Source organism: Rhodococcus sp. Leaf233 (genome assembly GCF_001426165.1).
In the GTDB taxonomy this organism is placed as follows: domain Bacteria; phylum Actinomycetota; class Actinomycetes; order Mycobacteriales; family Mycobacteriaceae; genus Rhodococcoides; species Rhodococcoides fascians.
In genome coordinates this window covers 394,319-414,226 of sequence record NZ_LMRO01000010.1, presented here as the reverse complement: position 1 = coordinate 414,226, position 19,908 = coordinate 394,319, and the positions used below count along the sequence as shown (strand labels likewise).

General features: G+C 63.5%; 21 protein-coding genes and 1 pseudogene. 13 read left to right on the top strand and 9 right to left on the bottom strand.

Going from position 1 to position 19,908, the window contains the following annotated elements:
- Positions 1 to 389: 389 nt before the first annotated feature.
- Together ASH04_RS17575 and ASH04_RS17570 are read left to right on the top strand one after the other, a co-directional pair.
- The gene (locus tag ASH04_RS17575) at positions 390 to 1,433 is read left to right on the top strand and encodes an N-acetylmuramoyl-L-alanine amidase (RefSeq protein ID WP_057474121.1); all 1,044 of its coding nucleotides are present in this window, start codon (positions 390 to 392) and stop codon (positions 1,431 to 1,433) included.
- A gap of 11 nt (positions 1,434 to 1,444) precedes the next feature.
- On the top strand, positions 1,445 to 2,503 hold the full coding sequence (locus ASH04_RS17570; protein ID WP_057474120.1) for a CobW family GTP-binding protein: 1,059 nt from the start codon (positions 1,445 to 1,447) through the stop codon (positions 2,501 to 2,503).
- Between the two features lie 5 nt (positions 2,504 to 2,508).
- Here the strand turns inward: ASH04_RS17570 and ASH04_RS17565 are convergent, their stop codons facing one another.
- The 3 genes from ASH04_RS17565 to ASH04_RS17555 are packed head-to-tail and all read right to left on the bottom strand — an operon-like array spanning position 2,509 to position 5,109.
- Positions 2,509 to 2,922: a molybdenum cofactor biosynthesis protein MoaE gene (locus ASH04_RS17565; RefSeq protein ID WP_027496591.1), complete on the bottom strand. Its 414-nt coding sequence runs from the start codon at positions 2,920 to 2,922 to the stop codon at positions 2,509 to 2,511.
- Positions 2,915 to 3,922: a bifunctional molybdenum cofactor biosynthesis protein MoaC/MoaB gene (gene moaCB / locus ASH04_RS17560; protein WP_027496592.1), complete on the bottom strand. Its 1,008-nt coding sequence runs from the start codon at positions 3,920 to 3,922 to the stop codon at positions 2,915 to 2,917. Before moaCB ends, ASH04_RS17565 begins: the two co-directional genes overlap by 8 nt.
- Positions 3,919 to 5,109 (bottom strand): molybdopterin molybdotransferase MoeA, encoded by a 1,191-nt coding sequence (locus tag ASH04_RS17555; protein WP_057474119.1) that lies wholly within the window; start codon positions 5,107 to 5,109, stop codon positions 3,919 to 3,921. Before ASH04_RS17555 ends, moaCB begins: the two co-directional genes overlap by 4 nt.
- Before the next feature lie 149 nt (positions 5,110 to 5,258).
- On the opposite strand from ASH04_RS17555, the gene moaA reads away from it, so the two are divergent.
- Entirely contained in the window at positions 5,259 to 6,341 is a 1,083-nt protein-coding gene (gene moaA / locus ASH04_RS17550; RefSeq protein WP_442971200.1) for a GTP 3',8-cyclase MoaA, read from the top strand.
- A 31-nt stretch (positions 6,342 to 6,372) separates the two neighbouring features.
- Positions 6,373 to 6,618, top strand: a complete 246-nt coding sequence (locus ASH04_RS17545) for a MoaD/ThiS family protein (RefSeq protein WP_027496595.1) — start codon at positions 6,373 to 6,375, stop codon at positions 6,616 to 6,618.
- 30 nt (positions 6,619 to 6,648) lie between these two features.
- Here ASH04_RS17545 and nadE read toward each other — a convergent pair whose 3' ends face one another.
- Positions 6,649 to 7,494, bottom strand: coding sequence for an ammonia-dependent NAD(+) synthetase (gene nadE, locus ASH04_RS17540; protein WP_057474117.1), 846 nt, complete (start codon positions 7,492 to 7,494; stop codon positions 6,649 to 6,651).
- A 66-nt stretch (positions 7,495 to 7,560) separates the two neighbouring features.
- Here nadE and ASH04_RS17535 point away from each other — a divergent pair, with 66 nt between their 5' ends.
- A complete protein-coding gene (locus tag ASH04_RS17535; protein ID WP_057474182.1) occupies positions 7,561 to 8,343 on the top strand; it encodes a fructosamine kinase family protein in 783 nt (260 codons plus the stop codon).
- 10 nt (positions 8,344 to 8,353) lie between these two features.
- On the opposite strand, the gene ASH04_RS17530 is transcribed toward ASH04_RS17535, so the two are convergent.
- Positions 8,354 to 8,953, bottom strand: coding sequence for a TetR/AcrR family transcriptional regulator (locus ASH04_RS17530; protein WP_027496598.1), 600 nt, complete (start codon positions 8,951 to 8,953; stop codon positions 8,354 to 8,356).
- A 104-nt stretch (positions 8,954 to 9,057) separates the two neighbouring features.
- Between ASH04_RS17530 and ASH04_RS17525 the strand changes: the two genes are divergently transcribed.
- The 7 genes and pseudogenes from ASH04_RS17525 (at position 9,058) to nrdF (ending at position 14,965) form a co-directional block, all read left to right on the top strand.
- Entirely contained in the window at positions 9,058 to 9,624 is a 567-nt protein-coding gene (locus ASH04_RS17525; protein ID WP_032366346.1) for an NAD(P)H-dependent oxidoreductase, read from the top strand.
- Positions 9,625 to 9,667: 43 nt separating this feature from the next.
- A complete protein-coding gene (gene ykgO, locus ASH04_RS17520) occupies positions 9,668 to 9,790 on the top strand; it encodes a type B 50S ribosomal protein L36 (protein WP_027496600.1) in 123 nt (40 codons plus the stop codon).
- A gap of 402 nt (positions 9,791 to 10,192) precedes the next feature.
- The gene (locus ASH04_RS17515; protein ID WP_027496601.1) at positions 10,193 to 10,426 is read left to right on the top strand and encodes a redoxin NrdH; all 234 of its coding nucleotides are present in this window, start codon (positions 10,193 to 10,195) and stop codon (positions 10,424 to 10,426) included.
- A gap of 24 nt (positions 10,427 to 10,450) precedes the next feature.
- Entirely contained in the window at positions 10,451 to 10,912 is a 462-nt protein-coding gene (gene nrdI / locus ASH04_RS17510) for a class Ib ribonucleoside-diphosphate reductase assembly flavoprotein NrdI (protein ID WP_027496602.1), read from the top strand.
- A 34-nt stretch (positions 10,913 to 10,946) separates the two neighbouring features.
- Positions 10,947 to 13,112, top strand: coding sequence for a class 1b ribonucleoside-diphosphate reductase subunit alpha (gene nrdE, locus ASH04_RS17505; RefSeq protein WP_032370748.1), 2,166 nt, complete (start codon positions 10,947 to 10,949; stop codon positions 13,110 to 13,112).
- Between the two features lie 134 nt (positions 13,113 to 13,246).
- Positions 13,247 to 13,951: pseudogene (locus ASH04_RS27270) on the top strand (hypothetical protein); the annotation flags it as partial.
- A 48-nt stretch (positions 13,952 to 13,999) separates the two neighbouring features.
- Positions 14,000 to 14,965: a class 1b ribonucleoside-diphosphate reductase subunit beta gene (nrdF, locus tag ASH04_RS17495; RefSeq protein ID WP_027496604.1), complete on the top strand. Its 966-nt coding sequence runs from the start codon at positions 14,000 to 14,002 to the stop codon at positions 14,963 to 14,965.
- A gap of 24 nt (positions 14,966 to 14,989) precedes the next feature.
- Here nrdF and ASH04_RS17490 read toward each other — a convergent pair whose 3' ends face one another.
- From ASH04_RS17490 to ASH04_RS17475, 4 genes are all read right to left on the bottom strand, one after another.
- On the bottom strand, positions 14,990 to 15,187 hold the full coding sequence (locus ASH04_RS17490) for a hypothetical protein (protein WP_027496605.1): 198 nt from the start codon (positions 15,185 to 15,187) through the stop codon (positions 14,990 to 14,992).
- A 3-nt stretch (positions 15,188 to 15,190) separates the two neighbouring features.
- Positions 15,191 to 16,108, bottom strand: coding sequence for an SPFH domain-containing protein (locus tag ASH04_RS17485; RefSeq protein ID WP_048320190.1), 918 nt, complete (start codon positions 16,106 to 16,108; stop codon positions 15,191 to 15,193).
- A 98-nt stretch (positions 16,109 to 16,206) separates the two neighbouring features.
- Positions 16,207 to 16,680 (bottom strand): NUDIX hydrolase, encoded by a 474-nt coding sequence (locus ASH04_RS17480; protein WP_032372661.1) that lies wholly within the window; start codon positions 16,678 to 16,680, stop codon positions 16,207 to 16,209.
- A 4-nt stretch (positions 16,681 to 16,684) separates the two neighbouring features.
- The gene (locus tag ASH04_RS17475; protein WP_045841879.1) at positions 16,685 to 17,698 is read right to left on the bottom strand and encodes an ABC transporter substrate-binding protein; all 1,014 of its coding nucleotides are present in this window, start codon (positions 17,696 to 17,698) and stop codon (positions 16,685 to 16,687) included.
- 373 nt (positions 17,699 to 18,071) lie between these two features.
- Here ASH04_RS17475 and ctaD point away from each other — a divergent pair, with 373 nt between their 5' ends.
- Positions 18,072 to 19,862 (top strand): aa3-type cytochrome oxidase subunit I, encoded by a 1,791-nt coding sequence (gene ctaD, locus ASH04_RS17470; RefSeq protein WP_027496609.1) that lies wholly within the window; start codon positions 18,072 to 18,074, stop codon positions 19,860 to 19,862.
- The last annotated feature ends 46 nt before the right edge of the window (positions 19,863 to 19,908 follow it).

Genomic DNA, 19,908 nt, shown 5'->3' with positions numbered 1-19,908 from the left:
CTGTCGCGATGAACAAAGACAAACTGTCCGGTATTCATAGGAAATCCGTTCTCGGGGTCGGTTCGAGCCGGCGGCCGATTTCGGAGTTTCGCGGCACTTGTGTCGCCGTCGTGGGAAACATGAGAAGGCTGGGCAGATCGCAACGAATCGATCACGAAATGCACTCCTTTGGCTAACGAAATTCGATCAGGGACTCGAATGGTTCGATTTCTGGTTCACTCGAGCAGCAAGTGTCTGTTGTGACGCACGGTAGCTCCTGATGCCAATGGGAACCGCGTGGCTCGACGGCGTCCGAGGTGCCGAGAGGGGAGTGGCGCGACCGGCTCCACCGGAGCGCCCACGAGTCGATGAAATCTTCACGAACAGCCGGGTCGGCTGCGGTAACGCTGATGTGCGCAGGTCTACTAGGTGCTGGAGCGCTCGTCGGCGCACCGGTATCGGCCGACCCGTCCGCGCCCGCCACTGCGCCGTCGGCGACACCCGGCACGGAATCGGCCGGACGAGAGTTGACGGGAAAGACGGTCTTCCTCGATCCGGGTCACCAGGGCACAGCTCACTCGGAGAATCTGCAACGGCAGGTCGACGACGGGCGCGGCGGTACCAAGGATTGCCAGACCACGGGCATGACCACGGTGGACGGGGTGCCGGAGCACACCATCAACTGGAAGGTCTCGGAGCTGGTTCGGTCCAGTCTGGAGAGTCTCGGTGCGACGGTGAAGACCAGCCGCGTCGACGACACCGGGTGGGGCGGGTGCGTCGACGATCGGGCTCGCGCTGCCAGCGCGTCCGGAGCCGATGTGGCCGTCAGCATTCATGCGGACTCGACGAGCACGACGACCGACACCGACAAGCACGGATTCCATCTGATCGTGCCGACACTGCCGATTCCGAATGCGGCGGCCGATGCGGCTCAGTCCGAGGGCGGGCGCTCGGCCTCGAAGCTGATGAGAGATTCCTACGTTCGCGCCGGGTTCGATCCCGCCAATTACTCGGGCGTCGTCGGCGGGATCCAGGAACGATCCGACGTCGCGGGGCCCGCACTGACGACTGTTCCGTTGGTGTTCGTCGAGATGGGCAATGGTTCCAACCCGGACGACGCGGCGGTGCTCGAGGGCTCGGACGGTCAGGTGAAGCATGCGATCGCCATCTCCACCGGCATCATCGACTATCTTCTCGGAGCCGAGGCTGCCTCGTCGCCGGGCGTCGCAGTTTCCACCGCCTCTGCGCCGACACCGACGAGCGCGACTGTCCCCACAGCTACGTCGACGTCCGTAGCGGGTCGTAGTGCCTTGTCTCGACTGCTCGAAAGCGTCTCGCCGTATGTCGAATCGTTCGGTGTCGACGGGTTGAAGGGATTGGTGACCGACGAGAACGTCAGCAGCGTCTCCACCTTCGCTCGAGGCCTCCTGAATCGAATTCTCGCCGCCCGGTAGTCTCGACCGGCGTGGCGCGTCGACGAATTCCGGTGGTGATCGTTGCCGGCTTTCTGGGTGCAGGCAAGACCACTCTGCTCAATCATCTGTTGCGCAACGATGCGGGAATTCGGATCGGCGTCGTGGTCAACGATTTCGGTGCGATCAACATCGATTCCATGCTCGTTGCAGGACAGGTCGATTCGATGGTGTCACTGGGCAACGGATGCATCTGCTGTGCGGTGGACATCACTGACATGGACGCGATGTTCGATGCGCTGGCACACCGCCGCTCGCCCATAGACGTGATCGTGGTGGAGGCCAGCGGATTGGCGGAGCCACGGAATCTCATTCGAATGGTGCGCGGTAGCGAGAACGAGTTCATCGTGTACGGCGGATTGGTGGGAGTCGTCGACGCGGTCGAATTCGCGGATACCCGCACCCTGCATCCCGAAATCGATCAGCATCTGCAATTGGCGGATCTGGTGCTATTGAACAAGTCCGACGCCGTCGAGGATTCGGAGCGCTCTGCGGTGGTGTCGACGGTTCGGTCCATTGTCGGCGACGTCCCTGTCGCAGCTGTGTCGTTCGGACGCGTCGATCCTCTGTTGTTGTTCGACCGGCCCCAGAACGGGCCGGTCGAATCCGCACTACCCGTGCAATTGTCCTTCGACGAACTTCTCCGCGAGCACCTCGACGACGACAGCTGCCACGAGCACGGACACCACCGACACCTGCATGCGCAGTACTCGCATACCGAGTTCGTCAGCACAGCAGCGATGGAGCCGCGTCGGCTGATCGATTTTCTCGAGAACCCGACCGGAAACCTCTACCGCATCAAGGGTGTCGTGCATTTCGACCTGCCGGGACACCAGCAGAAGTTCATCGTGCAGACGGTGGGGCGACACATCCGGTTCGAGAGTGCAGCGTGGTCACGGGGTGAAGCCCAGCAGACATCACTGGTGCTGATCGGCACCGAACTCGATGCGGACGCGGTCGAACATCGACTGCGGGCCTGCGTGCGCGGCCCTGACGACGCAGTCGACGCCTCGGCCATGTTGCCGGTCCATCGATACCTCGAGCCGGCGTAGGTCTTCTACAGTCCGACCCATTCGGTGCGCCCGCCTTCGAAGCCCTGCCGTTTCCAGATGGGTACCTCGGCCTTGATGCGTTCGACCAGTCGGGCGCACGCCTCGAACGCCTCGGCGCGATGAGCCGATCCGACTGCGGCCACGAGCGCGAGATCGCCGACCCGCAAGTCCCCGACGCGATGCACGGCAGCGACCGCAAGACCGGTTTCGGACGAGACCTCCGAGCAGCATCGGCTCAAGAAGCGTTCCGCATCGGGGTGGGCGCGGTATTCGAGAGTTTCCACGGCGTGGCCACCGTCGTGGTCACGAACGATTCCGCTGAACAGCACCACGGCACCGTGGTGCGAATCCTGTACCGCGGCTTCCACTTCGGCGGTCGTCAGCGGCTCGTTCGAGATGCGGGCGACGAGTTCAGTCATCGTGGGGTCCTCCTCCTGAGATCTGGGCGAGTACATGGTCGAGGAGCGGATCGAGAACGGCCAAGCCGTCTTTCACGCCTCCCGGTGATCCGGGCAAGTTGACGACGAGGGTACGTCCGATCAACCCGGACACCCCGCGACTCAGCACCGCGTGCGGCGTCGCGGAGGTTCCCTTGGTGCGGATCTGGTCTGCTATTCCTGGCATCTCGATGTCGAGCAGTGCCGCCGTGGCCTCCGGAGTTGCATCGGTAGGGGAGACGCCGGTTCCGCCGGTCGAGATGATCAGCGACGGCTCGCCGCGTAGCGAGTCGCGCAGCCCAGCCTCGATGTCGGCATCGGCGTACACCAGCGGGCCGCGCACCGCGAAGCCCCGATCGGTCAGCCAGGATGCGATGGACGGGCCGGTGGTGTCCGGGCGGGTCCCGCGAGCACCGCCGGTGGAGGCCACGAGCACGACCGCCGACTTCGTCCCCTCCGACGGCCGAGCGTCGTCGTCGGGGGCGGTCGCCTTTGCATCACGCTGCCAATGCCCGTGCTTACCACCGTCTTTGGTGATCAGCCGGACGCCGTTCATCGTCGCACCCGGGTCGACCGCCTTGACCATGTCGTGCAGAGTCAACCCGGCAACCGCGACGGCGGTGAGGGCTTCCATCTCGACGCCGGTCCTACCGGTCGTGCGCGCGGTGGCCTCGACCGTGATCGAGGTGTCGGTGAATCCGAAGGAGATCTTGACCGACGAGAGCGCGAGCTGATGGCACAGCGGAATCAGGTCGGACGTGCGCTTGGCAGCCGAGATACCGGCGATCCGAGCGGTCGCCAGGACATCGGCCTTCGGCATGCCGTCCGCCTGCACCAACCCGATGACCTCGGGCGTGGTGACGAACTCGCCGGCCGCCACAGCCGTTCGGGAGGTCTCTTTCTTGTGCGCCACATCGACCATGCGGGCACGGCCCTCGTCGTCCAGGTGCGACAGGGGGTTCTGCGGAACTTCGGTGGTCACAGCGGCCATACCTCCACGGGTGATCCTGCGGCGAGTTCGGTTGTCTCGGCGGCGATGTCGATGAGCACGTCGGCCCACGCCAGTGCGGCCACCAGGTGGGACCCCGGTCCGGCGACCAGTTCGACCCGGCCGTCGTCACGCAATTTCCCGCGGAGCAGTTGACGCCTGCCCGGCGGCGAGGTGATCGACTGGAACAGAGTCGCAGGGCCCGACAAGACCGATGGCAGGCCGGCCGATCGCCGAACGATGTTGCGCGCGAACATGATGTACGACACCACGGTGCTGACGGGGTTGCCGGGGAAACTCAGGACCGGAGTGCCGTCGAACATCGTGATGCCCTGCGGTCCACCCGGTTGCATCCGAACCGATCCGAACTGTCCACCCAGCGGCGCGAGAACGTCCTTGACCACCTCGAAGTCGCCCATCGACACTCCACCGGAGGTGATGATGAGCTCCGCCGATGCGGCTGCGGAGGTGAGGATGCTTCGGAAGCGTTCCGGATCGTCGGTGCTGCGTGCGACGGTGACCACGTCGGCACCGCTCGCGCGCAGGTGCGCGGCAAGAGTGATGCCGTTCGAGTCGAAGATCTGACCGGGCGAGAGCGTCTCGCCTGCGTCGGCCAACTCTGCTCCGGTGGTCACCACGGCCACCCGAGGACGCGACCGTACGTCGACGGTGGCCAGTCCGACGGCGGCGAGAACCGAGATGTGCCGGGGCTCGAGCACTCTGCCCGCGTCGATCAGGATCGTTCCCGCGCGTACGTCGCTTCCCTGTTCGCGCACGAATTCGCCTGCGACGCGGGCTCGTTCGACGGTCACCGCACCTGCGGTGGTCACCGTGGTGTCCTCCACGGGGACGATGGCGTCCGCTCCGTCGGGTATCGGTGCGCCGGTCATGATCTTGGCTGCGCTACCGGGCGTCAGCGTCGAGGGTCGGGTGGGTCCGGCAGCGATGATCGTCGACACCGGAAGCGTCACGGGCGCAGACTGCACCGAGCGAGAATCGACCGCATAACCGTCCATCTGCGAATTTCGGAACAGAGGTAGATCGACGGGGGAGGTCACGTCGTGGAATGCCACCCGCCCCAGTGCGTCGGTCAGCGGCACTCGTTGGGCTGCTCGGGTGCCCAAGTCTGCGAGCAGCGACTCGATCGCTGCTGCGTGCTCCTCGACGGATACGGCGCTCACAGTGCAGGTCCGGTGATCGCTCGAGTGTGCTCAGCCGTCATGGCTGCCAATCCTAGGCACGCCGACACGACGGGCGCGTGTGGGCTGCGGCATACTGGGTAGACAAGCCGATGTGAGACATGCAGGAACAGACGGATTCGAGGTGTGAGGTGACGGTGGACAGTGTCACGTCCCTCGGGATCCCACGTATAGGTTCAGCTTCCTCGGGGTCGTCGTTCGGCCCGGTCGACGATCGTCCCGACGTGCCGCATCTGATCGATCGATTCGGGCGGGTGGCACGCGATCTGCGCATCTCGATCACCGAGAAGTGCTCGCTGCGGTGCACGTACTGCATGCCGGAGGAGGGGCTGCCGGCAATCCCCACAGCCGACCTGCTGACCGCTGGCGAGATCGCTCGGGTCGTCTCGGTTGCCGTGCGCCTGTTGGGAATACGCGACGTGCGTTTCACCGGCGGCGAGCCTCTTATGCGTCGAGATCTGGACGAGATCCTTCGTTCGTGCTCCGCTGTGGCGGACGGCGTGCCGTTGTCCATGACCACCAATGCCGTCGGTCTCGAACATCGTGCGCAGGCCCTCGCCGAGGCCGGTCTGACGCGCGTCAACGTGTCGTTGGACTCGGTCGATCGTGAACAGTTCGCGCGCTTGACTCGACGCGATCGTCTGCCGTCGGTGCTGGCCGGCATCCGGGCGGCCAAGAAGGCGGGCATCGGTCCGGTGAAGGTCAATGCCGTACTGATGCGAGACACCCTTTCCGGGTCCGTGGATCTGCTCCGGTGGTGTCTGGACGAGGGGGTCGCGCTTCGATTCATCGAGCAGATGCCACTCGACGCCGATCACGAATGGGCCCGCAACAACATGATCGACGCCCAGACGTTGCTCGACGAGCTGTCCACTGCTTTCGATCTACGTGAAGTGGGTCGCGCCGATCCGTCCGCTCCCGCCGAGGAATGGAGCGTGGACGGCACGGAGGCGACCGTGGGAATCATCGCGTCCGTCACGCGCTCGTTCTGCGGCGACTGTGATCGCACGAGGCTCACTGCCGAGGGGACCATGAGGTCCTGCCTGTTCAGTGACGACGAGACGGATCTTCGCGCGGCGCTGCGGGGCGGTGCCACCGATGACGAGTTGGCAGCAGTATGGCGCGGAGCCATGTGGAACAAATGGGCCGGGCACGGTATCGACGCCGAGGGCTTCGTGCCACCGACCCGCAGTATGGGAGCAATCGGTGGTTGAGACACAGCCCAGCACGACCGGTAGTCGAACGATGCAGGTGGAGGTGCGGTACTTCGCAGCCGCCGTCGACGCGTCCGGCTGCGAGTCGGAACACCTCACTCTGCCGGCCGGTGCGACGCTGGGAGAATTGCGCGAGGCCATCCGTTCTCGGTACGGAGCCCCGATGGAACCGATTCTGCGGGTGTCGGCGTATCTGGTCGGAGACGAGTTGACCCGCGATCTGGGGCGGTCCGTAGGCAGCAGAGTCGACGTACTGCCGCCGTTCGCCGGCGGCTGATCGTCACCGATCGCCGCCGACGAAGGTCGGTCAGTGACCGTTCTTCCACCAATCGTCGAACGGTGTCACTGGAACGGTTCGCTTGTGCCGCGTCGCGGCGAACATCTTCTCGAGTTTGTCGGCCACTTCCTCGGTGACGTCTTTGCCTTCGAGGTAGTCGTCGATCTGCTCGTATGTGACGCCGAGTGCTTCCTCGTCGGGCAGAGCCGGTCGATCGTCTTCGAGATCCGCGGTGGGGACTTTGCGCCAGGTACTTTCGGGCGCACCGAGCTCGCGCAGCAGCGCAGCGCCTTGTCGTTTGGTCAGGCCGGTCAGTGGCGTCAGATCCACCCCGCCGTCGCCGAACTTGGTGAAGAAGCCGGTGACCGCCTCGGCCGCGTGATCGGTGCCGACGACGACGTATCCGAGTTCGCCGGCGATCGCGTACTGGGCGACCATGCGTTGGCGAGCTTTGATGTTGCCGCGCACGAAATCTCGGACCTCGCCGGTTCCCAGAGCCTCGGCGGTCGCAGCTGCTGCGGCATCGGAGGCCTCCTTGATGTTCACCGTCACCGTGCGGTCGGGATCGATGAACTTCAGTGCGATCGCCGCGTCGTCCTCGTCGGCCTGCACTCCGTAGGGGAGCCGTACGGCGACGAATTCGGCCTCGTGCCCGTCGGCTCGTAGTTCGGTCACCGCCCGCTGTGCGAGCTTGCCGGTGAGCGTGCTGTCCTGTCCGCCGCTGATCCCGAGTACGAAACCGGAGGCCGATGTCGACGCGAGGTACTCCTTGAGGAAGTCCACGCGCCTGCGGACCTCCGTCACCGGATCGATGGTCGACTGTACCGCCAGCTCACGCATGATTCCGGAGCGCAATTCCGAGTTGATGTGTCCCATCCGATCATCCTAATGACGAGTGCGGGTACGCGTTCGGGTCGAGAAGGATGCGTAGTGTCGTTCGACGTGAGCGGATCCACGGATACCTTCGTCAAGCGAGATACCCGCGCGCACCCGGACTTCTTCGAGGCCGAGGCGACGGGACTCGCGTGGCTCGGTGAGACAGGGGTGCCTGTCGTCGGTGTTCTCGATCGCGGACCGACGTTCATCGAACTCGAGCGGTTGACGGCCGCCCGTCCCACCGAGATCGCGGCCCGTCGATTCGGGCGCGCACTGGCCCGGATGCACGAGGGCGGCGCGGCCGGATTCGGGGCTCCGCCGAATCGCCCGGACGGCACACCGTTTCCCGGGCAGTTGTTCATCGGCTCGCGGCCCATGACCAACACTGTCCACGCCACGTGGGGTTCGTTCTACGCCGCCGAGCGAGTGCTGCCGTTTCTGCGGATCGCGGTCGACGCCGGAAACGTGACGCAGTCCGAGGCGGCGACCGTCGAGGCGGCGTGCGAGCGGGTGGCGGACGGCGAGTTCGACGATGATGAACCGCCCAGTCGAATCCACGGAGACCTGTGGAACGGCAACGTCTTCTGGACCGATGCGGGTGTCGTGCTGATCGATCCCGCGGCACACGGCGGCCATCGCGAAACGGATCTGGCGATGGCGACACTGTTCGGCTGTCCTCATCTGGACGCCATGGTCGACGGCTACGAGTCCGTGCACCCGCTGCGGACGGGGTGGCGCGACCGAACCGCCCTCCACCAGTTGCATCCTCTGGCCGTACATGCGGCCGGACACGGCCGTTCGTACGGAACTGCCTTGCATTCGGCGGCACTGTCGATCCTCGCGACGTGACCGACAACCGCTATGGGACGCGAGTTGCTCTGCGCACCAGATCTTCCCACCCGTCGGCCAGACGATCCATCGTCATTCCGAGGTCTCGGTACTGGTGCAGCACCAACGTGGCTTCCAGGGGGGTGAGCAGCCAGTAGGTGAGAAGTTCCAGGTCTCCCTCCACGCCGGCTGCACGGAGCAAAGACAGAACGTGTGTGAAATTGACCATGTGCGCCGGAGCCGAATACCGAGCGTCGGCCGAGCTTTCCGCGGCGCGCAGCACCTCACCCTGAACCCTGACGAATTCCAGCCGTGCCCGACCGAACGCGACGAGGCGGTCGATGGGATCGGCACCGGGCCCGAGCGGTGGTTCGCCGAACATGAACGAGCTCTGCAACATCTTCTCGGTGTGATCCAACAGGGCTCGCATCAACCCGGCGCGGTTGCCGAAGCGTCGGAACACGGTGCCTTTGCCGACGCCGGCCCTCGTTGCCACGGCCTCCATGGTGACGGCGTCGGCACCGAGGGTCGCCACCAGCTCCGTCGCCGCGTCGAGGAGCAGCCGGCGGTTGCGGGCAGCGTCACAGCGTTCGGAGTCTTCGCCTACTACGGGCAGCATCGGACCGGTCACCTGTTCAGGGTACCTCGCTGAGGAATACAAGTGGACCGCGGTCCGTTTGGATGGTATGAATTGACACGACGATCACGTCATCCGAACTTTCGAAGGAAGATTTCATGTCAGACGCACACGTACTCGTTCTCGTCGGAAGCCTGCGCGCCGAATCGGTGAACAAGCAGATTGCCGAGACTGCAGTCACCGTCGCACCGGCCGATGCCGAGATCGTGGTCTACGACGGGCTGGGCGACGTTCCCTTCTACAACGAGGACATCGACGTCGACGGCTCCGTGCCTGCGGCCGCCCTCGCTCTGCGCGCCGCTGCCGAGAAGGCTTCTGCGCTGCTGTTGGTCACGCCCGAATACAACGGCACCATTCCGGCCGTGCTGAAGAACGCCATCGACTGGCTCTCACGTCCCTATGGTGCCGGTGCCATGGTGGGCAAGCCGGTCGTGGTCATCAGCGCATCGCCGAGCGGCAACGGGGCCAAGTGGGCCCACGAGGACACGAGCAAGGCCGTCCGCATCGCCGGCGGATCCGTACTCGAGGACGTCCAGCTCTCCATCGGCGGCACCATCGACAAGTTCGGGACCGCTCACCCGCGTGAGAACGCCGAGGTGTCCGGTGAGATCGGCCATGTCGTGGCCGAGTTGGTCAAGGCGTCGAAGGAACTCGTCAGCGCGTGACCGCTTGATGGTATCGGGAATCGTTTTCATGTAGCCTGGTCTCATGAAGGTGAGAAATTCTCTGAAATCGCTCAAGAACAAGCCTGGCGCCCAGGTGGTTCGCCGCCATGGGGTCGTGTTCGTGATCAACAAGAAGGAGCCGCGGTTCAAGGCGCGTCAACGCTGACGCTCGCGTGATCCACGTGACGGCCCCTCGGAGCAATTCCGAGGGGCCGTCGTCGTGCGCGGGTGTCTTCGGTGTTCGTCACTGTCGGGGCGACGGTCGGTAGTGACGAAAGACACCTCGTTTTGTGACGTCCGACACGCCGATGTGGAGTGGACGAGCGTCGGTCGCACGGCCGTGACCAGCGAATACCACGCATGTTGTTCGCAACATCTCGTGTTCTAGGCAGATGGGGAGCACTAGGTGTAGTGTTTGACCCGCCGAGAGACCACAACTCGAAGAGCCCGAACGACGTGGGTTCGAGCAGGTCGCAGTCGCCCTGAGCGGGAGATGTTCTCGGTGCCACACGCAGAGCACATCGTCGCCATCGGTGCACCCGACGGCGACAACGGAAAGAGGGACACCATGAGCATCACCGTTTACACCAAGCCCGCCTGCGTCCAGTGCAATGCCACCTACCGCGCCCTCGACAAAGCGGGTATCGAGTACTCCGTCATCGACATCTCGCAGGACCCCGAGGCACGTGACTACGTCATGGCGCTCGGTTACCTGCAGGCCCCCGTCGTCGTCGCCGGTGACGACCACTGGTCCGGTTTCCGCCCGGATCGCATCAAGACCCTCGCGACGAACGCTGCTTGAACAGATCGAGAAAGTGAGTGAGCGGTGAGTTCACAACAGCAGTCCTCGAACTCACTCGTCTACTTCTCCAGCGCGTCGGAGAACACGCACCGTTTCGTATCGAAGTTGGATATCCCCGCGACGCGCATTCCCTTACGAGATCCGGACGGCACGTTTCGCGTCGACTCTCCCTACGTCCTGATCGTGCCGACGTACGGCGGAGGAACGACGTACGCCGGCCGCGACACCAACTACGTCCCCAAGCGTGTGATCAAGTTTCTCAACGACAAGCACAATCGATCGTTGATCAGAGCCGTCATCGCTGCCGGAAACACCAATTTCGGTGACTCCTTTTGCTTTGCCGGAGACGTCATCTCGCAGAAATGCGCGGTTCCGTATCTCTACCGCTTCGAATTGATGGGCACCCCCGAGGACGTAGTGCGAGTCCGTGAGGGACTCGAAGACTTCTGGGAACGGGAAGTCCGTCGCGCTGCCCACACGCACTGAGCATCAACCACCACAGACCAGTAGGAGCACCGCCGTGGCACCGACCATCACCGACGCAGCACCCGCACCCGCGACCGTTCGCAGCGACGGTGACATGGACTATCACGCGCTCAACGCGATGCTCAATCTCTACGGGCCCAACGGTGAGATCCAGTTCGAGAAGGACCGCGAAGCCGCCAATCAGTACTTCCTGCAGCACGTCAACCAGAACACCGTGTTCTTCCACGACCTGGACGAGAAGCTGGACTACCTGGTCGAGGAGAACTACTACGAGCCCGAGGTTCTGGACCAGTACTCGCGTGAGTTCGTGAAGTTCCTGATCAACCACGCGTACTCGAAGAAGTTTCGATTCCCGACCTTCCTCGGTGCGTTCAAGTACTACACCTCCTACACGCTCAAGACGTTCGACGGTAAGCGCTACCTCGAACGCTTCGAGGACCGTGTGTGCATGGTGGCATTGACGCTGGCGGCCGGTGACGAAGCCCTGGCTACCGATCTCGTGGACGAGATCATCGCCGGCCGATTCCAGCCCGCGACGCCCACCTTCCTCAACTCGGGCAAGAAGCAGCGCGGCGAGCCCGTCTCGTGCTTCCTGCTCCGTATCGAAGACAACATGGAGTCCATCGGACGATCCATCAACTCCGCGTTGCAGCTGTCCAAGCGCGGCGGCGGAGTTGCATTGCTGCTGAGCAACATTCGCGAAGCAGGTGCGCCGATCAAGCGGATCGAGAACCAGTCGTCCGGTGTCATCCCGATCATGAAGCTGCTCGAGGATTCGTTCTCGTACGCCAACCAGCTCGGGGCACGCCAGGGCGCGGGCGCGGTGTACCTGCACGCGCACCACCCCGATGTGTACAAGTTCCTCGACACCAAGCGTGAGAACGCCGACGAAAAGATCCGCATCAAGACGCTGTCCCTCGGAATCGTCATCCCGGACATCACGTTCGAGCTGGCGAAGAAGAACGAGGACATGTACCTGTTCTCGCCGTACGACGTCGAGCGCATCTACGGAGTGCCGTTCGCCGACATCAACGTCTCGGAGAAGTACTACGAGATGGTCGACGACAAGAGGATTCGCAAGACCAAGATCAAGTCGCGTGAATTCTTCCAGACCCTCGCCGAGCTGCAGTTCGAGTCCGGCTACCCGTACATCATGTACGAGGACACCGTCAATCGTGCGAACCCGGTGAAGGGCAAGATCACTCACTCCAACCTGTGCTCGGAGATTCTCCAGGTCTCGACGCCGTCGACGTTCAACGACGACCTCTCGTACAGCCATGTGGGCAAGGACATCTCGTGCAACCTGGGCTCGCTGAACATTGCCAAGACGATGGATTCGCCCGATTTCGGTAAGACCATCGCGGTGGCGATCCGTGGTCTGACTGCGGTGTCGGATCAGACCCACATCTTCTCGGTACCGTCGATCGAGCAGGGCAACAACGACTCTCACGCGATCGGCCTGGGTCAGATGAACCTGCACGGCTACCTCGCCCGCGAGCGCATTCACTACGGCTCGACCGAGGGAATCGACTTCACCAACATCTACTTCTACACGGTGTTGTTCCACGCCATCCAGGCGTCGAATCAGCTGGCCAAGGCTCGCGGCCAGTACTTCAAGGGTTTCCCGGATTCCAAGTACGCGTCGGGAGAGTTCTTCGACAAGTACACCGACCAGGTGTGGGAGCCTGCGACACCGAAGGTCGCGAAGTTGTTCGCCGACTCCGACGTCGCCATCCCGACCCAGGCCGACTGGGCCGCACTGAAGGCGTCGGTGCAGGAGTACGGAATCTACAACCAGAACCTGCAGGCCGTTCCGCCGACCGGCTCGATCTCGTACATCAACAACTCCACCTCGTCGATTCACCCGGTGGCGTCGAAGATCGAGATCCGCAAGGAAGGCAAGATCGGCCGCGTCTACTACCCGGCACCGTATCTCGATAACGACAACCTGGATTACTACCAGGATGCGTACGAGATCGGCTACGAGAAGATCATCGATACCTACGCTGCCGCAACGCAACACGTCGATCAGGGCCTGTCCTTGACGCTGTTCTTCAAGGACACGGCCACCACCCGCGACATCAACCGCGCGCAGATCTACGCATGGCGTAAGGGCATCAAGACGCTGTACTACATCCGTCTGCGTCAGATGGCCCTCGAGGGCACCGAGGTCGAGGGCTGCGTTTCCTGCATGCTGTAGGGCTTCGCCGTCGTGCGCGTTTTGCGTACCTGGAGGGGCGCAAAACGCGCACGACGGAAGCTGTCGTACCCACTGGGCAGGATGGCCGGCCATGGAACATGGTCGGGGGGACCGGAACGAGGCTGGTGGCGGGCATCGGACTATCGCTGCATCCCGGAGTGGTGGTGCACCGATCTCGTGCGCACCGGCACATCGGCGTACCAGGGGATATGCCGCGAACGACGCTGGTGGACACTGCACTCGATCTGGCGGTGTCGGAACCTACGCCGAGGCAGGCTTTCCACAGCTTGGTGTCGTCGGTGACTCAGCGGCGAATTCGATTGACGGACGTTCGGAAGCAGATCGCTGTCCGCAGGCCGTACCGGTATCTCACAGCGCTGACCGAAGCCGTCGACTTGCTCGCGAACGGCGTTCAGTCTGTTCTCGAACTCGAATATGCGACCAACGTCGAAGAGGCTCACGGGCTCCCTGCTGCCGAACGGCAGAGCGAGATAAAGGTCGACGGGCGGACACTCTACGAGGACGTCGTGTACCGAGTTGGATCTCGTACGCTGACCGTGCGCCTGGACGGTCGTCGGTTCCATTCGATGCAAGAGGTCGCATTCCGCGATCGGCGACGTGACAATGCTTCGGAACTCGCCGGGCGTGCGCGACTCGTTTTCGGGTACGAGGAGGTCAGCAGCGATCCGTGCGGCGTCGCAGGAGACGTGGCGCAGGTTCTTCGACGTGAGGGCTGGGAGGGCGAACTCACGTCGTGCGCGTTGTGCGCCCCTCCAGGTACGCAAAACGCGCACGACACAGATCTTGTGTTAGCTATTGATGTCGGACACAACGGGTAGTGTTCAAGCAAGCCAATATTCGGCAGATTCTCTCGGTAGATAGGACACATGGTGAAGCTGATCGATCGCGTTTCCGCAATCAACTGGAATCGGGTCCAGGACGACAAGGACTCCGAAGTCTGGGAGCGTCTCACCAGTAATTTCTGGCTGCCCGAGAAGGTGCCGGTGTCCAACGACATCCCGTCGTGGGCAACTCTCACGGCCGTCGAGAAGCAGTTGACGATGCGCGTGTTCACCGGACTGACGCTGCTCGACACCATTCAGGGCACCGTCGGTGCAGTCAGCCTCATTCCCGACGCGATCACTCCGCACGAGGAGGCGGTGTACACCAACATCGCGTTCATGGAGTCGGTGCACGCGAAGAGCTACAGCTCCATCTTCTCCACCCTCAGCTCCACCCGCGACATCGACGATGCGTTCCGCTGGTCCGAGGAGAACGTCAACCTTCAGCGCAAGGCCGAGATCGTGCTGAACTTCTATCACGGTGACGACCCGCTCAAGCGCAAGGTGGCGTCGACTCTGCTCGAGTCGTTCCTCTTCTACTCAGGCTTCTACCTGCCGATGTACTGGTCCTCGCGGGCCAAGCTCACCAACACGGCAGACCTCATCCGGCTGATCATTCGTGACGAGGCCGTGCACGGGTACTACATCGGATACAAGTACCAGAAGGGTCTCGAGAAGGTCAGCGAGGAGCGGCGTGAGGAACTGAAGAACTACACCTTCGAGTTGCTGTTCGAGCTGTACGACAACGAGGTCGAGTACACCCAGGATCTGTACGACGAGATCGGTCTGACCGAGGACGTCAAGAAGTTCCTGCGCTACAACGCCAACAAGGCACTGAACAACCTCGGCTACGAGGGTCTGTTCCCCAAGGACGAGACGGATGTGAACCCGGCAATTCTGTCGGCTCTGTCACCCAACGCCGACGAGAATCACGACTTCTTCTCCGGGTCGGGCTCCTCGTACGTCATCGGAAAGGCCGTCAACACCGAAGACGAGGACTGGGACTTCTAGAAACCCATCCTTGCGCCGGGCCGCTCACTCCTTCGGTGGGCGGCCCGGCGCGCGAATGTCTTTGGCCTCCTTCGGCATTCGGCCCTGCTCGCTCAGTGCTCGACGCAGTAGGAACTCGATCTGAGCGTTGGTGCTTCGGAGCTCGTCGGAGGCCCAGCGGGCAAGAGCGTCGTGCACCGCTGGGTCCAGCCGAAGCAGAATTTTCTTACGCTCGACGGCCATGGCTCACTGGTACAGCGATCCGGTGTTGACGACGGGCTGGGTATCGCGATCGCTGCACAACACCACGAGCAGGTTCGACACCATCGCCGCTTTCCGCTCCTCGTCGAGTTCCACGACGTGCTTCTCCTCGAGCTTCGAGAGTGCCATCTCCACCATTCCCACCGCACCTTCGACGATCTGCTGACGCGCCGCGATGACAGCTCCGGCCTGCTGGCGTCGCAGCATGGCCTGCGCGATCTCCGGAGCATAGGCAAGACGGTTGATGCGGGTCTCGATCACCTCGACGCCGGCCGATCTCACCCGCGCGTGTACTTCCTCCGACATGGCCGCGGTGATCTCGTCGGCGTTCTCGCGCAACGACATTCGCCCTTCGGCGTCGTACGGGTAGCTACCGGCGATATGCCGAACGGCAGATTCGGTCTGGACGGCCACGAACTCCTCGTAGTCGTCGACCTGGAACGACGCCAGGGCGGTATCGGCAACCTGCCAGACGACGATGGCGGAGATCTCGATCGGATTGCCGTCGGCGTCGTTGACCTTCGACTGGCCGGTCTCGTGGTTGCGGATGCGCGTCGAGATGGCCCTGCGGTACGTCAACGGATTGGTCCAGCGTAGCCCCGGTGTGCGCAGCGTTCCGCTGTACGAACTGCCGAGTAGCTGCAGAACACGAGCTTGATTCGGTTGCACCAGAGTCAATCCCATGAGTGCCGGCAACGACAGCACGAACAGCGCGACTCCGACGGCCATGAGCGCCACGACGGAGAAGACGAGGCCGAGAACGAACGTGGCGATTCCGCCGAGGAACAACACGAGACCGACGCCGAGCATCGACCAGCCGGGTAGATCCCAGCCGGTGCGCTCGGCAATGGTGGTGGTCGGAGTACCCGTCGGCTTCTCGGCGACGGTAGTGGGTACGGACATCGGAACCTCCCTCTCGTGAGTGATACTAAAGTGATATCACATTATCGACCGAGTGGGGGACGGTTCGACGGAGCTGCGGTCTCGGGATGGTGGGGGAGTCAGCGTCGGAACCACGCCGACGGGTCGTCGGCGATGGCTTTCTCGATTCGCAATCGCGAAGTGGCCGTGAGGTTTTCGGGTAGGCCATCGAGTTCGAACCAGGCCACGTCGAGGTTCTCGTCGTCGGCGACATGAGGAGTGCCGCCGGTGTGGCGAGCGAGGAACGTGATGTCCAGATATTGCGCGACGTCGCCGTTGGGGTAGGTGATGGGCTCTGTCACGTCGACGCTCGTCAGGCGCACGATCGTGGCGTCCACACCGGTCTCCTCACCGATCTCACGCAGCGCGGCGGGTGCAGGTTCCTCGCCGGGCTCGAGGATTCCGGAGACCACGGCCCAGGTGTTGTTGTCTGCCCGCAGAGTCAGCAGCACGCGCCGATCGTCGTCGAGAACGACAGCACTGACACCGGACAACCAGAGTGGTGACGTGCCGACGACGCTGCGGAGCGCTTGCACGAATTCCGGAATGGGCATCGCGTCAGGACACGTAGGCGTTCAGAGAAGCGGACAGGTCGGCCAGGATGGCGCGCGCCGCGACAACTCCACTGCCGGACCAGACCGTGTCGTTCACCGCGAACACTCGCCCGTCGGTGACCGAGCCGAGAGCGTGCCACGCGTCGCCGTCCATCACCTCACGGCCGAAGGTCTCGCCGTCCGGGCCCGCGAATCGCACGTAGACGATGTCGCCCTCGACGGGCTCCAGGTTCCCGGACTCGACCGAGAAACCACCGTCACGCTGATTCTGTGGCCGCCCCACGCCGACCTCGGCAAGCACCTGGCCCGCGAACGAGTCCGGACCGTCGACCTCGATGGAGTCGGCATCGAATCGGACGACCGACGCCTGCGTCTGGGTCGCGTCGATCTCGCGTCCGACGCGTTCGGCATCCGCGGAGAACGACGCGAGCTGGTCGAATCCTGCCTGGCCTCGACCCAAGGCGGCTGCGGACTGCAGAAAAGTGTCTTTCCATCCTTGTCCGGTCGCGGTGAACACGGTCGGCGCGATGGCAGTCAGCGAATCGTAGGTATCGGATCCGAGAGAATCGGCCCCCAGGATCAGGTCCGGGTCGAGGGCGGCGATCGCATCGAGGTCGGGGGCACCGACCGGGCCGACCGACGGAACCGACGCCAGGCCGGTACCCAGGTACAGCGGTTGGTCTCCGTCTCCCCGGAAGTCGGGGTCGAGCGTGGCAGCGCCGACGACGCGTTCCCAGATCCCGACCGCGCAGCTGGCGTCGAGGCCTGCAGCGTCGAGGACGACGATGCGCTGTGGATCGGCCGGGATGGCACTGATTCCCTCGGCGTGCCCGACGGGGCGCGTATCGCCCTCGACTCCCGTCGGGTCGAGTGGGGCAAGTGCGGGACACAGTCCGACGGTGTCCCGGTTGTTACCGACCACCCCCGCTCCGGCAATGTTCGTCGTACTGCGAACGATGGTGGATGCGTCGTCCTCGGTCGCGGAGTCGGAGCATCCGGTCAACGCCACGGCTGCCATCAGACAGACAGCGGCCGCCGTGCCCGTGGTGTGTGGCGCGAACCGGCGGGGGAGTCGTGGTCGAAGTGGCAACGCGGAACTTCTTTCTGCGGGTCGGGTGGTCTCACACAGTAACGGAAATCGCCTCGCGCAGAACACTGCCGCGGACCCTTCCCGGCCATCTGTTCGGGAGGTGTTCCAGGGTGTGTCGGAGGGCTCGTAAAGGCCGACGGCGCAGGCAGATCGCCCCCCGAACCATGGTTCGATCGAATCCAATACGACACACGGTAGGACCGGTTCGGCAAGCGTCGGTCCGACGGTCTACGATTCGAGTAGCGCACGACTAGTGACGTCGCCTCGTGATTCGGGGTCGGACGCGCAATCAGGAGGATCTGTGACTGCCCTAGCGCCTAGGCCCGCTCCCGCGGTGGATGCTGCTCGGCCTTTCCCGCCGCGGATGGGACCGAAGGGTTCGTTCATCCACAAGGCGGTGACCACAACCGATCCCAAGGTTCTCGGGATCATGTACATCGCGACGTCGTTCGCCTTCTTCCTCGTCGGTGGACTGATGGCGCTGTTGATGCGCGCCGAGTTGGCCGTGCCGGGGATGCAGTTCCTGTCCAACGAGCAGTACAACCAGCTGTTCACGATGCACGGCACCATCATGTTGCTGCTGTACGCAACGCCGATCGTGTTCGGCTTCGCCAACTACATTCTTCCGCTGCAGATCGGTGCGCCGGACGTGGCGTTCCCGCGTCTCAACGCGTTCTCCTACTGGCTGTACCTGTTCGGTGCGCTGATCACCACGGCCGGCTTCATCACCCCGGGTGGCGCGGCCGACTTCGGATGGACGGCGTACACGCCGCTCACCTCTGCTCTGCACTCGCCCGGTGTCGGTGCCGACCTGTGGATCATGGGCCTCGCCGTCGCCGGTCTGGGAACCATCCTCGGTGGCGTCAACATGATCACCACGGTGATCTGCCTCCGCGCCCCCGGTATGACGATGTTCCGGATGCCCATCTTCACCTGGAACATCCTGGTCACGTCGATTCTGATCCTGCTGGCGTTCCCGCTGCTGACCGCCGCACTGCTCGGCCTTGCCGCCGACCGCCACCTGGGCGCGCATCTCTTCGACCCGGCAACGGGCGGAGTGCTGCTGTGGCAGCACCTGTTCTGGTTCTTCGGGCACCCCGAGGTCTACATCATCGCGTTGCCGTTCTTCGGAATCGTGTCCGAGGTGTTCCCGGTGTTCTCCCGCAAGCCGATCTTCGGTTACTCGGGTCTGATCTACGCGACGATCGCCATCGCTGCACTGTCGATCGCCGTGTGGGCCCACCACATGTACGCCACCGGCGCGGTACTGCTGCCGTTCTTCTCGTTCATGACATTCCTCATCGCTGTTCCGACCGGTGTGAAGATCTTCAACTGGGTCGGCACGATGTGGCGCGGACAGGTCACGCTCGAAACGCCCATGCTGTTCTCGATCGGCTTCCTGATCACGTTCGTGTTCGGCGGACTGACCGGTGTGCTGTTGGCTTCGCCTCCCATCGACTTCCAGGTCACCGACACGTACTTCGTCGTCGCCCACTTCCACTACGTGGTGTTCGGCACCGTGGTGTTCGCGACCTATGCAGGCATCTACTTCTGGTTCCCGAAGATGACGGGCCGCATGATGGACGAGGCTCTGGGCAAGTGGCACTTCTGGCTGACGTTCTTCGGATTCCACGCCACGTTCCTGGTGCAGCACTGGCTCGGTAACGAAGGCATGCCACGTCGCTACGCCGACTACCTGCCGTCCGACGGCTTCACCGAACTGAACATCATCTCGACCATCGGTGCGTTCATCCTCGGTGCCTCGACGCTGCCGTTCGTCTGGAACGTGTTCAAGTCGTACCGATACGGTGAGGTCGTCACCGTCGACGATCCGTGGGGTTACGGAAACTCGTTGGAGTGGGCCACCTCGTGCCCGCCCCCGAGGCACAACTTCACCGAGCTGCCACGGATTCGTTCCGAGCGTCCGGCGTTCGAGCTGCACTACCCGCACATGGTCGAGCGGATGCGGTCCGAGGCGCACGTCGGTCCTGGTGCTCACGGTGGCAAGACCACCGCGGTACTCGAACAGGCCCGCCGGGCTCCGATCGCCACCAGCGATCACGAAGGTTCGGGCGACCCGGATCCCCGGTAGTCCACAGCACAGCGAGAGCCCCTCCCGGCTACCGGGCGGGGCTCTT